Below are 11,857 nucleotides of genomic sequence, written 5' to 3' on the forward strand. Positions count from 1 at the left end.
GGCGGGCTCCATGATTCCGGCGACTTCGACCTGCGGGATGCCCATGGCCAACGGGGGCAACAGCGACGTTGAACCACTTCACGGTGCCAGAAGCCATGTTGATCTCCTCTTGAGAGGTGCAAAGCCGAAATCCGCACTGTACGAATTCCGCGTCGCCGAATAGGCCCACACCCGGAGAAGACCGGCAAACAAAAAATGCACCTGAGGCTACATACCGTCAGGCGCACACAAGTTCATTATGGGTACCACAACTGCAACTACTTGTAACCTAGCACACCTGCGGGCGTGATGCGCGTATCCGCCGCCATCCGCCTGGATGAGTCGCGTTCCGCGCGGCGCCGCACCCCCGCCTACACCACCACCCGCGCACCTCGGGCAGCGCCCGCGCCGTCACCCGCGCCTTCCGCGCGTCCGCCTGCGCCGAGGCCGCCCAGGCGCTCCCGCCAGGAGGGCAACCCAAGATAAGCCTGCCACCGCAGTCGCCCTGATCATGCAGCAAAACCCCAGTTCACAGCACGAAGCCGGGTTTCCGAACGGGACAGCGAAGCCAGCAGTCCGAGCGGCGCGGTAAGCCGATCGCACCACGCACGCAGCACGTGAGTGCGTCGCGGGACCTTCCGCAACGCCTTCAGCCGACCTGGGAGGGTCGCGTACCGGAGTTCGCTGCAAGAGCGCTAGGCGGTCGCTGATCGCAATGATAAAGTTACTGTCTGTAATCGGTGCTGGTTGGCGCCACGCCCAACGCCATCCCTCGCTCTCCCGCAAAGGAGAACCACATGCGCTTGACCCCCTCGCCGCTCGTCGTCGGCGGCACCGCACTCGCCGCCCTCCTGCTGTCCGGCCAGACCGCCCTGGCCGCCCCGTCTCCAGGCTCCCCCGGAGGCGGCTGCCTGGCCGAGGGTCAGATCGGAAGTTACCTGTCCAAGGAGGGCAGCGCGAAGGCCACCTTCTCCGGCGAATTCCTCAATGAGCTGAAGCGGGCGGGCGTCACGTTCGAGGCGCTCGATCCCATCGAGCTGGTCGACGGCGGGACGGCGGCCTGGATGCCGATCGGAGAGCGGTACGACAACATTGAGACGCCCAGCGGCAGGGTCTGCTATCCGGGCGGATTCCGCCTCATCAACGACGCGACCGGCGTCACGTACGAGATCGACACGTTCTGGGTCTTGTTCGCGGCCAGGGGCGACAGCAAGTTCCTCGCCACTCCGGCCGTCAACGGCCGCCCGCACCCGCAAGGCGAGCTGACCATGGTCAACTTCAGCGTCCCGCAAGCCCTCGCTCCGGGGAACTTCGTCCCGCACAACGGCGGGATCGGACCACTGAAGGTCATCCTGTCCATGGACGGGAGTTGGGCGGATGACCTCAATCGGGAACTCGGCACGAAGTTCCGCGGCGGCATGCACTGGGCCGACCTGGACATCGCCTGGCAGGGCCCGCCGAGCCGGCCCGTCCCGTCCGGCGCCTCGCCCGGCATGCTCGGGCTGAGGTCATGGGCGACGCGATCCAGGGTCGCGGCGGCTCCGGCCTGCCCATGCCACGGCCGGGCAGGCTCTTCTAGCGAACGACCCGTCCGCAAGAGGCCCCTTGCGCGACAGGGGAGCCCTGCGGCCGGGAGTCCGCGAACGTCGGGCGAATAATCGTTCAAGCCGCCCGGATTTTCTTTACTTCCGCGCCTGCGCTTGTTTTTTCATGCCCACGTTCGCGATCTCATCTTTTACTCATAGCCGTTTAAGCTCTCTTTACAGAGAGCAATGACATAACTACATTGAGTGAGTCATCGCAGGTCAGAGCCCCTCCCTGTGGTCTCTGCTCGACGAAAGGCCGAAAGGCATGCGCATTCTCACCCACCTCACTCGAACGCTCGCCATCGGTGCCGCGGTGTTCGTCGCGGCGCCCGCGTTCCCCGCCGCCGCAGGCCCCCTCCTGCCGATCCCCGGCGCCCCCGATCTGCCCGGCGCCTCATCCATCCCGCCGCCCAGCGCCTCGTGTTTCCGGTTCCCGTACTTCGGTCCCAAGGGGCACGCGAACTTCGACTTCGGTAAGGACATCGTCCGGCTCCTCGACGAGCGCGGTGTGCGGGTGGAGGGCATCGAGCCCATGGAGGCCAAGCCCGGCAACAAGGGCATCTACATGCCCATCGGATGGAAGCAGGACCACATTGACCCCTGCAACGGCGTCTACTACCCCGGCGGCTTCGCCCTGAACGATGTCCAGAGCGGGCACACGGCCGCCCTCCACGACATCTACCTGCGTCCCGACGGGGCACACGCTCAGGTGGAGATCGACGGGCAGCCCAAGGGTGAGCAACTCGTGGCCACGTACCGGCTGGAGGAGTTCGCACCTTACGTGCCCACGCCGCGCCCGCTCGAAGGGGGCATCGGGCCCAAACACTGGCCGTTCTACGTCAGCGGCTACCTCAGCCGGGCTGTCAGGGACCTGACGGGCATCCCGGTGAACGAGGGTGACTACCTCGCCAACCTCGACGCGGTCGTCCAGTACGTGCCGTGAGCCCGTTCCTGACCTGACCTTCCCCCGCCGTGCCCGCGGTGACCATCGCGGGCACGGCCCGGTCACCTGCGAAACGAGAGATCGATGCAACAGAGCAGCGCAAAGAGCAGGCGGGCGTGGGTCATCGCCGCCGGCGCCTCCGTCGCCGTGCTGACGGCCACCGTGCTCCTCGGCCCCGCGATGCGGCAGAGCACGGCCACCAGCCACTGGGACGCGCCGGCGACCTTCGCCGACAAGCAGATCGACGCCACCGACCTGTACGCCTTCACCAGCCCGGAGAAGCAGGACACGGTCACGATCGTCGCCGACTACATCCCCTTCCAGGTACCGCAGAAGCCCTACCAGTTCGACACCAACGCCCATTACGAGGTCCACGTCGACAACACCGGCACGGGCAAGGCCGCCGTCACCTACCGGTGGACCTTCAAGAACAAGGCCCTGCCGGTGCCCTCGTCCGTCCGCAAGCGCGAGCACAAGGCCTGGCCGCCGGCCTCCCTGGTCGAGCAGAGCTACACGCTGACCAGGCTGCGGGACGGCAAGTCGGAGACCCTCGTCCGGGACGGGTACGTGGCACCGACCGACATGGGCCCCCTCGCCACGCCCGACTACCCGAGCCTGCGCCGCAAGGCGGTACGCGACCTGCCCGGAGGCGGGAAGGTCTTCACCGGCACGGCCGCCGACCCGTTCTACTCCGACAACGACGCCGTCAACCTGCTCAGGTTCGGGCTGCGGTTCTTCCCCGTCAAGACCGGCGTGCCGATGAACGTCAGCTCGCTGGCCCTGCAGATCCCCAAGTCCGAGCTGGCACTCAACGGCGACGCGGCCGCGAACCCGGTCATCGGCGTCTGGACCACGGCCTCCCGCAGGTCAAGCGGCCTGCTCGGCTCCGGTTCCGACGACTACAAGCAGATGTCGCGGCTGGGTAACCCCAACTTCAACGAGGTGATCATCCCGTTGAAGGAGCGTGACCGGTTCAACACGCTGCGGCCGGACGGCGACGAGAGCGGCGGCCTCGTCGTGCCGTCCACACTCGACCCGCACCAGGCCAAGGTCGTCGCGGACAAGGCCAACGTCATGCAGCCGCCGGCCCCGCGCAAGGACCTGGAGGAGATCTACCTCACCGGCCTCACCCCGCGGCTCGACGGCCCGATCAAGGAGGATCTCAACTCGCACCTGCTCAACCGCGACGTGTCCGGCATCGCCAAGGCGGAGGAACTGCGGCTCAACATGAGCACGCCCGTCTCCGCCGCGCCGGACAAGTACGGCATCCTCAAGGGCGACAAGCAGGGCTACCCCAACGGCCGCCGCCTCATCGACGACGTGGTCACCGTCAACCTGCGGATGCTCCTGGGCGAGCCGGCCGGCAAGGGAGCTCCCGGTCTGATCGCCGAGGACAACCCGGCCTTCCTCTACAAGCCCATCTCCGACAGCTTCCCCTACCTCGCCCTGCCCGTCACCGCCGTTTGAACCACCAGAGGACGTCCGATCAGATGAGTCGCGTACGGAGATCTCTGCCTCTCTTGGGGTGCGTGCTGCTGGGCTGCGTCCTGCTGGTCCTGTTCGCTCCCGGAGGCATCCTGCGTCACGACGAGCCGCCGCCGGGGCCCGTGAGGTGGTCACCGTACGACCTGGCCGGATCGATCGAGGACGCCCAGGAGCGCCTGCGCCATCAGCCCGATGACGCGGCGACCTGGGCGAGCCTCGGCCTCTTCTACCTGGAGCAGGCCCGTCGCACCACGAACATCACCTACTACGGCAAGGCCCGGCAAGCCCTGGAACGCTCCCTGCGCCTGCCGCAGGCTGATGGGCAGCCGCACATCGACGCCGTGATCGGCATGGGCGCGCTGGCCAACGCCAGGCACGACTTCGCCGACGCGCTGCGCTGGGGCCAGCGGGCTCGCCAGGCGGCCCCGTACCGATGGCCGCTGTACGGCGTGCTCACCGACGCATACCTCGAACTCGGCGAATACCGGCAAGCCGAGAGCGTGCTGCGGCGCATGCTCAACGGTCGGCCCGACTTCGCCTCCTTCACCAGGGCCGCCCGCCTGGAGCAGTTGCGAGGCCGCAGCGGGCCCGCCCGCGAGCTGCTGCATCGCGCACGCGAGATCGCCGGTGAGCCCCCGGACCACGCCTTCTGCCTGTGGCAGCTCGGCGAGATCGCCTGGAACGCCGGCGACCCGCGCGGCGCCCTGGACTCCTACACCCAGGCACTGAACGCCGACCCCACCCACACCCCCTCACTAGCGGGCAAGGCCCGCGCCGAAGCCGCGCTCGGCCACACCGACCTGGCGCTACGCGACTACGCCGCGGCCGTCGAGCGTTCGCCGTCGTTCGTCGTGGAGTACGGTGAACTGCTCGAACACCTCGGTGACCGCGCCGGGGCCAAACGGCAATACGCCGTCTTCACCGCACAGCACGAGCTCCTCGCCCAGAACGGGGTCACCGACGACCTCGCCCTGGGCAGATTCGAATCCGACCACGGCGACCCGCACGCCGCGGTCCGCCACCTGCGCGCGGAATGGAAGCGCCGCCAGAGCGTGGAGGTCGCCGACGCGCTCGGCTGGGCCCTGCATCGCGCCGGCCATGACACCGAGGCCGCCACCTTCGCCGAGCGCGCCGCCGAACTCGACGGGCACAACGCGCTGTTCACCTACCACCGGGGCGAGATCGAACATGCGCTCGGCCACACCGCCACCGCCCGTACCCACCTGGCCAAGGCGCTGTCCATCAACCCGCACTTCTCACTCGCGGGAGCGGCCAGGGCCAGGGCACTGCTGGCGGCAACGGCATGATCGCCATGCTTGTCGCCGCCGCCCTGGCCGCGCACCCGCTGGGCAATTTCAGCGTCAACCACTACGACGGGCTGACGATCCATCCCGACAGGATCGAAGACACCGCGATCGTCGACAGCGCCGAGATCCCCACCCTGCAGCAGCCGTTGAACGGTTCCCCCGCCACTCATGCCCAGATCGCCTGCGCGCAACTGCGCGACACCATCCACGTCCAGGCCGACGGACAGCCGCTCGCCTGGCGCATCGCCCAGGCGTCCTTCGCCTACCGGCCGGGCGCCGCCGGCCTGCGCACCAGCAGGCTCACCTGCCACCTGGTCGCGCCCCTGCGAGTCGGCCGGCCGCTCGCCATCACCTTCGCCAACAGCCATCGCAGCGACACCGTGGGGTGGCGGGAGATCACGGCGAAGGGACACGATGTACGACTCAGTGCCTCCAGTGTGCCCTCCCGCAGCGTGTCGGGCGAACTGCGCGACTACCCGACCGACCTGCTCAGCTCACCTCTCGACGTCCGCCAGGCCCGCATCACCGCAACGCCCGGCAACGGTGAATCCGGGACGGAGGTGACCGTGCCCGGCGTGGACGTGGTCACCCGCTACACCGGGTTCCTGGCCGACCGGCTCAACACGCTGATCGGCGCCGACCGGCTGACCGTCCCGCTCGGACTGCTGGCTCTGCTCCTGTCGCTCGCGCTCGGAGCCGTGCACGCCGCCATGCCCGGCCACGGCAAGACCGTCATGGCCGCCTACCTCGCCGGACGCACCGGCCGACTGCGAGACGCCGCCACTGTCGCGGCCACCGTCACCGCGACCCACACGGTGGGAGTGCTCGCGCTTGGAGTACTGGTCACCGTCACCACGTCCCTGGCGGGACCAGCCGTACTGGGCTGGCTCGGGGTGGCCAGCGGCCTCATCATCGCCGCGATCGGCGCCGGCCTGCTCCGCTCTGCCCTGCGCCACCGACACCATGGCGATGCCCCCGGCCACGGGCACGGGCACGGGCACGGAGCAGGAGTGGTCGCCTTGGGGGTGGCAGGCGGGCTGGTGCCCAGCCCATCCGCCCTGGTGGTGCTGCTGGGTGCGATGGCACTCGGGCGTACGGCATTCGGGGTCCTGACCGTCGTGTGCTACGGCCTGGGCATGACGTTGACACTGCTCGCCGCGGCGCTCGCACTCCGCAAGCTTGGCGACCGCCCCCTCGCCGGACGGCTCCAGCGACTACGCCCGTACAGCGCAATGATGACCGCCACCCTCGTCCTGCTCGTTGGGACAGGTCTGGCCCTGCGAGCGGCAGCCGCGCTGGTATGAAGAGCGAACCAAGCCGGGGCCGGCACCAAGGCGCCCGTGCGGGCTTTCGATGGACGTCGGGCGACTGGCGGATCATCAACTCGTGGACACGTGATGACAACACTTCGCGATGGCCGCAGCCGCCATCGCGCGGCAATACCGCAGTTCACATCACGAAACCGGGTTTCCGACTGCTTCGCCTACGCCCTCGCCAAGGACCTCGACCAGCCTCTCAGAAGAGCACATCGGTCACCGGGCCCCGCGGTGGCGTGAACCTTTTCCGGGGCTGACGGTAAGACACCGGTGAGGCCGTGCCCGCCCGCCACTCTCGGGCGGTAACGCCTCGCAGTTCAGACATCAAGAACTCATCAGCCAACTTCGCGTACGCGGATCCGGCAGACCCGCAAAGGAGTCCTCCCATGATGGCACCCACCGTTGCCGTTCGTGCAGCCGGAAAGCGGGCGCCCATCCAGGAGGCGGTGCCTTCTTCGCGCGAGGCGATCCGGGTGGCGGCGTCCTGCGTTCGCCGTCGCGCAGGTGTTGGGGCTCGCCGTCCGGTTCGCCCACGCCGCCACCCTGGCCCAGCTAGAGGCCCAGCAAGAGAGGAATCTCATGCGCGTATACCTGGCCATGGTCGCGAAGCGTCCAGACGCGGATCTCAGCCGACATCTCGCTCTGGCTCGCTCGCTTCTCAGTGACGTCTTTCCCGTGCCGTTGGAAACCGTCGACGCCGCCGAGTGGGTGCGTGCGGGCACTGCGTTGCTTGCCTGGTCCAACGAGGAAGGCGCCGATGGGCGCCCACCGTTGATCGTGCGGGAGAATGGTGACGGCCTGGGGATAAGCGGCACGGTCGCCTCGCAGCGGGACGTGCAGCGCCTCACTCAAGCGCCGGTCCTAAGTGATGTGACGGCGGACCTCTCCGGATGCTTCTCCGTCATCCGGGTCGCCGAAGAGGAGATTCAGGCCGTCACCGCGAGCACCAGGGCCTTGTCCGTCTTCCACGCAGAGAACGAGGACCTGCACCTGGTGGGAACCCGTGCTCTGCACGTGCACCTCGTGGCGAACAACGGAAAAGTCGCCTGGAACGAGGTCGCCCTTCAAACCATGATCCGCCAGGGATACTTTCTCTCCGATGAGACCCCTTATCGGGGGGTGACGGCACTCGGGCCATGCTCCATGCTCACAGTGAAGGGCGGTCGCCGGAGCATCGTCACGCGTTCGCTGCCACCGGCCGAACCGATGCCGACCTCGGCGAGAGCTAAACGCAGGGCGATCCGCCAGTTAGGTGATGCTCTCGTCGCCGCCGTCGAGCCACTGAGCGCCGCCTCCGCATCGGTGAATCTGGCTCTGACGGGTGGGCGCGACAGTCGGCTGATGGCCGCGCTTCTGCACGCGGGCCGTGTCCCTTTCCGCGCGACCACCAATGGGCTCGACACCCACCCGGACGTGATCATCGCCAGAGCGATCGCCGCTAACCTGCGTATCGACCATACGGTCATCGCGCCGGTGCAGAGCGAGGCGAAGGACGCCGTACTCGTCCCACACCCGAGCGTGCGCGCCTATGAGGTGATTCGCGCCTGCGAAGGTATGACCTCCGCGTACGAGAGCTCCCGGTCTGCAGAAGATCGAGCTTGACGGAAAACCCTGGCGTTTCCATGCCGGGAAAGCGGAGTCACCCGGCAGATGGTGGCAGCGGAAGCCCGTCATGAGGACTCCTGTATCACCGGTCGCGAAGCGTGGAAGCAGCTGGAACTGGCGTACCAGCCCAGGCCGGCACCTGTCCGCGCTTCTCGGAGAGTTCGTACTCGAACGAGCCGATGCTCTGGCCTCCCTCGTGCGAGGCGACGAATTGAAGGCTTTCTTCTCCGAACCTGTCATCAAACAGCCCGCGCTGGCGTGGAATCTCTACACGGTCGCCGCCCTGCTCACCGGAGCCTATCCCGGAGAACCCCCCGCGATCACAAAACCCGTGCGCATCGAGATCCCGCGGATCTAGAAGCGTCCAGGCCCCGCCTGACCCACTGGCCGAGACTGGCCATGCTCTTGACCTTGGCCTCTTTGAGCATGCGTACCGGCAGGGGCACGGCGGCCCACAGCGCGACCGTGATCCATCGGTACGCGATCAGCGACACGGCCACGGCGACCGGACCGGGGGACGATCTCCCCGGCCACTGCCGGAAAGGTCTATCGGGGCGCCATCAAGCCGTCTTTAAGGCGGCCATGCAACAGGGCAAGGACGGCGAACCACCACTGCTGACCTCATCGCCTTGCGACGGCTTCCGTCTGCTGCCCGGCCCGGTGACCGCGCGGACCATCCTGTACGGACCCGAGGTGAGCATCTACCTCCACGCTGTCCACGACATCGACCCCGACACCGCCCTGTTCATCGTGACCGAGATGGCCACCGGCCTGCGCTGGGGCGAGATCGCCGGCCTCCACGTGTCCGGCCTGGATCCGGTCGCCTGCGTGATCCACGCGCTGCGAATGGATGAAAGCAATTCGATCCCTGCGGGACTAGAATGCTTGCATGGCTACCATTCATGTACGAGAGGTCTCCGAGGAGACTGTCTCTACTCTGAGAGTCCGGGCGGCGCGCGCAGGGCAGTCACTTCAGGCTTACGTTCGGCAACTGCTCGACTCTGAAGCGGAAGTGCTCACGATAGAGGAAGCCGCCCAGGAAGCTCGCTCCATCGCGTCCCGTGGCACGGTAACGGCCGACGACGTGGCGGACGCCATCGCCGAGGTGCGCGAGGCCCGCGCGTGATTGTTCTGGACAATTCCGCCTTGGTGGAGTTCCTCGTCGGCTCCGACCCGGTCGCCGACAAAGTGCGCGAAGCCTCCATCGGGGAGCGTCTGGCCGCACCTCATGCTGCTGATCTCGAGTGCGCTTCGACGCTGCGCGGCCTGGTACGCGGCAAGAAGCTGCCGGAGGATGAGGCTCTGCGCGCCCTGGAACTGCTCGGCCGCATGAACATCAGGCGCTACGACCACGTATCGCTGCTCCCACGCATTTGGGAGCTTCGGCACAACATGTGGCCTTACGACGCCTCGTACGTTGCACTTGCGGAGTCGCTGAACGCGGTGCTGGTGACCGTTGACGGCAAGTTCACAGGCGCACCGGGCCTGCGATGCCGCATCCGGAACCTCCGCGTCGGCCAGTAGACACAGGTATCACTAGCCCCCTACACCCCAACACCTGCGATTTTGCGGTCTCGAGGTGCCTTGTGCGAGGCCGAGACGCGGGCGTGTTGACCAGGAGCTGAAAGACACGCCCGAGGATGAGGTACAGGGAGGACCATGTAACCGTCAGCAGGATGCCTGAGACCTCATCACGCTCGAGCCACGAACCCCAGGCCAACCTCTCTGGGGCCGAGTTTCCACACCGCACAGGGGCAGGCCGGTGAGATTCCTGCCCGCTACCCGGCAGGCCTGTCAGGTCTGCGTGAGCTGATCAACCGGCGGCCGAGCAGGCTCAGGTAGAGCAGCCACCCGGCGGCCACCAGGGCGAGCGTGGCCACCGGCTGCCACCCGGGCAGCTCGGCGATCGACTGCCGGCATACCGCCATGGTGACCGGCACCGTGTACCCGGCGAAGAACCCCAGGCCGAGCACCCGCCCGATCACCAGGAACCATGCGTACACACGCACGCTCAAGGGCGCCTTCCCCGTCTCCGCCGAACGCGCCTTTCTGGCGAGCGTGGCCCGCAGGTGCGCTTGGGCGTCGGCCATGAGGTTCTTGTTCCCGCTGGCGTTGGCGACTGCGTAGTAGACGCCGGTCCGCATGAAGAACATGAACTGCCAGGCGATCTGCGACAGGCAGATGACCAAGACCAGCCGTACGAGGGGGAGTTCGACGACGTACAGCGTGCACGTTGCGGCGCAGGCAAGGAACCAGTCGACCCGCATGCCAGCCAGATACGCGCGGTAGCGCGCCCGCCTGGGTACTGCCCAGATGCCGGTGATCCTGGTCTGCACGACGAGGAACTGCAGGCGAGTCCCGAGCGACAGCTCCGCCCGTACGCCCAGGGACCTGGCGGCGGAGATGTGGCCGAGTTCGTGCACCAGCACGAGGAGCCACGAGCCGGCCACGAACGCAACAGTGAACGTGAAGCTGTCGGACCACACCAGGGCGGACAGGCTCGGCAGGATCCCAGGGTCGGCAATGGCGGCGGCGAGGGCGCAGGCGGTCAGCAGGATCAGCACGGCGTGCGCGGGCCTGGAGAAGAGCCAGGCCACGTGGTGCGGCCGAATCCGGTCCCACCGGTTCGGCGGCCGCTCGGGACGGTTGAGCAGCCCCGCGCTTCCGAGCCCGGTGAGGAACGCGTCCACGTCCACGTCCACGCCCTGCTCGGCCAGCACCCGGGCACGCGCCTCCGCGGCCGTTCTGGTGCCGTCGAGCGATGCGATGACGGCTGCCGCCACTCCCGGCACGTTGACGAACGTCTCGCCGTTGCCGATCACGTAGTCGTCGGGTCCGTCGGCGACCACGGTGAGGAACGACAGGTCGGTCTTCGAATCCAGCTCCGCGGACGTCACGCGCAGACCTCGCAGTCGTCCAGCCGGTCGAAGTCCCTGGCGGTGGCGGTGAGGGTGAGCAGGTCCAGCCAGACGCTCCTGCCCTCGATCGCGGGCGCACCGGTGCCGGTCAGGTGGCGGATCACTTCCGAGGCGAGCATGCCCGACACGATCGCGCACAGCGGGCCGAACGACGGGATGGTCCGCCCGGCGTTGTCGGCGACCGGCAGGACGGCGGTGCCGTACCGCTCGGCGAGCGCGCGTTCCTGGCAGGTCAGGCAGCCGGTCTTGCCGGGCACGACCAGCGGCCCGACCAGGCCGACGTGCTGGTTGAAGCCGCCGGTGACGAACGGTGTGCCCGCCTGGACGCATGCCTGGTTGACCCAACGGCGGATGTGCGGCTGCGGCGTGTCGACGGTGTTCACCACGAGATCGGCATCGGTGATCACGTCCTCGGGGCCGGTGATGCGCCGCTCAACCTGCCGGACCTCCAGTTCGGGGCGGTGGTCGAGCAGCGTGCGGGCAGCGGCGGCCGTCTTGAGCTCACCGAGATCGCGCATGGCATAGAGATGCTGGCGGTGCAGGTTGCTGAGCTCCACCCGGTCGTCGTCCAGGATCGTCAGCCGGCCCACGCCCGAGGTGGCGAGCTGGAGCGCGACCTGGCCGCCGATCGCGCCGGCGCCGAGCACCGCGACGTGCGTACGCGACAGGTCCGCGATCGCCGCGGCGGCCTGCTCCGCGGGGTGGAACATGGACAACC

11 protein-coding genes are annotated in these 11,857 nt (G+C 67.9%); 9 read left to right on the forward strand and 2 right to left on the reverse strand.

What is annotated here, in order from left to right; genetic code table 11:
• Positions 1 to 776: 776 nt before the first annotated feature.
• The 9 genes from AB0J64_RS55330 to AB0J64_RS55370 all read left to right on the forward strand — a co-directional run bounded on the left by AB0J64_RS55330 (position 777) and on the right by AB0J64_RS55370 (position 9,745).
• Complete coding sequence (locus tag AB0J64_RS55330) at positions 777 to 1,637, forward strand: hypothetical protein (protein ID WP_364046320.1); 861 nt, start codon at positions 777 to 779, stop codon at positions 1,635 to 1,637.
• Positions 1,638 to 1,830: 193 nt separating this feature from the next.
• The gene (locus AB0J64_RS55335) at positions 1,831 to 2,508 is read left to right on the forward strand and encodes a hypothetical protein (RefSeq protein ID WP_364046322.1); all 678 of its coding nucleotides are present in this window, start codon (positions 1,831 to 1,833) and stop codon (positions 2,506 to 2,508) included.
• Between the two features lie 84 nt (positions 2,509 to 2,592).
• Positions 2,593 to 3,975, forward strand: coding sequence for a DUF4331 domain-containing protein (locus AB0J64_RS55340; protein WP_364046324.1), 1,383 nt, complete (start codon positions 2,593 to 2,595; stop codon positions 3,973 to 3,975).
• 62 nt (positions 3,976 to 4,037) lie between these two features.
• Positions 4,038 to 5,300, forward strand: a complete 1,263-nt coding sequence (locus AB0J64_RS55345; protein ID WP_364046326.1) for a tetratricopeptide repeat protein — start codon at positions 4,038 to 4,040, stop codon at positions 5,298 to 5,300.
• A complete protein-coding gene (locus AB0J64_RS55350) occupies positions 5,297 to 6,604 on the forward strand; it encodes a High-affinity nickel-transporter (RefSeq protein ID WP_364046328.1) in 1,308 nt (435 codons plus the stop codon). Before AB0J64_RS55345 ends, AB0J64_RS55350 begins: the two co-directional genes overlap by 4 nt.
• 591 nt (positions 6,605 to 7,195) lie before the next feature.
• Positions 7,196 to 8,218, forward strand: coding sequence for an asparagine synthase-related protein (locus AB0J64_RS55355; RefSeq protein ID WP_364046330.1), 1,023 nt, complete (start codon positions 7,196 to 7,198; stop codon positions 8,216 to 8,218).
• A gap of 199 nt (positions 8,219 to 8,417) precedes the next feature.
• On the forward strand, positions 8,418 to 8,579 hold the full coding sequence (locus AB0J64_RS55360; RefSeq protein WP_364046332.1) for a hypothetical protein: 162 nt from the start codon (positions 8,418 to 8,420) through the stop codon (positions 8,577 to 8,579).
• Positions 8,580 to 8,641: 62 nt separating this feature from the next.
• Positions 8,642 to 9,226, forward strand: coding sequence for a hypothetical protein (locus AB0J64_RS55365; protein WP_364046334.1), 585 nt, complete (start codon positions 8,642 to 8,644; stop codon positions 9,224 to 9,226).
• A gap of 117 nt (positions 9,227 to 9,343) precedes the next feature.
• Positions 9,344 to 9,745, forward strand: coding sequence for a type II toxin-antitoxin system VapC family toxin (locus AB0J64_RS55370; RefSeq protein WP_364046336.1), 402 nt, complete (start codon positions 9,344 to 9,346; stop codon positions 9,743 to 9,745).
• A gap of 254 nt (positions 9,746 to 9,999) precedes the next feature.
• Here AB0J64_RS55370 and AB0J64_RS55375 read toward each other — a convergent pair whose 3' ends face one another.
• Both AB0J64_RS55375 and AB0J64_RS55380 read right to left on the reverse strand, forming a co-directional pair.
• The gene (locus AB0J64_RS55375) at positions 10,000 to 11,118 is read right to left on the reverse strand and encodes a hypothetical protein (protein ID WP_364046338.1); all 1,119 of its coding nucleotides are present in this window, start codon (positions 11,116 to 11,118) and stop codon (positions 10,000 to 10,002) included.
• On the reverse strand, positions 11,115 to 11,857 hold a 743-nt coding region (locus AB0J64_RS55380), incomplete at its 5' end, for a TOMM precursor leader peptide-binding protein (RefSeq protein ID WP_364046340.1). The genes AB0J64_RS55375 and AB0J64_RS55380, both read right to left, overlap by 4 nt.

Origin of the sequence: Nonomuraea sp. NPDC049695 (assembly GCF_040674955.1) — a bacterium.
In the GTDB taxonomy this organism is placed as follows: domain Bacteria; phylum Actinomycetota; class Actinomycetes; order Streptosporangiales; family Streptosporangiaceae; genus Nonomuraea; species Nonomuraea helvata.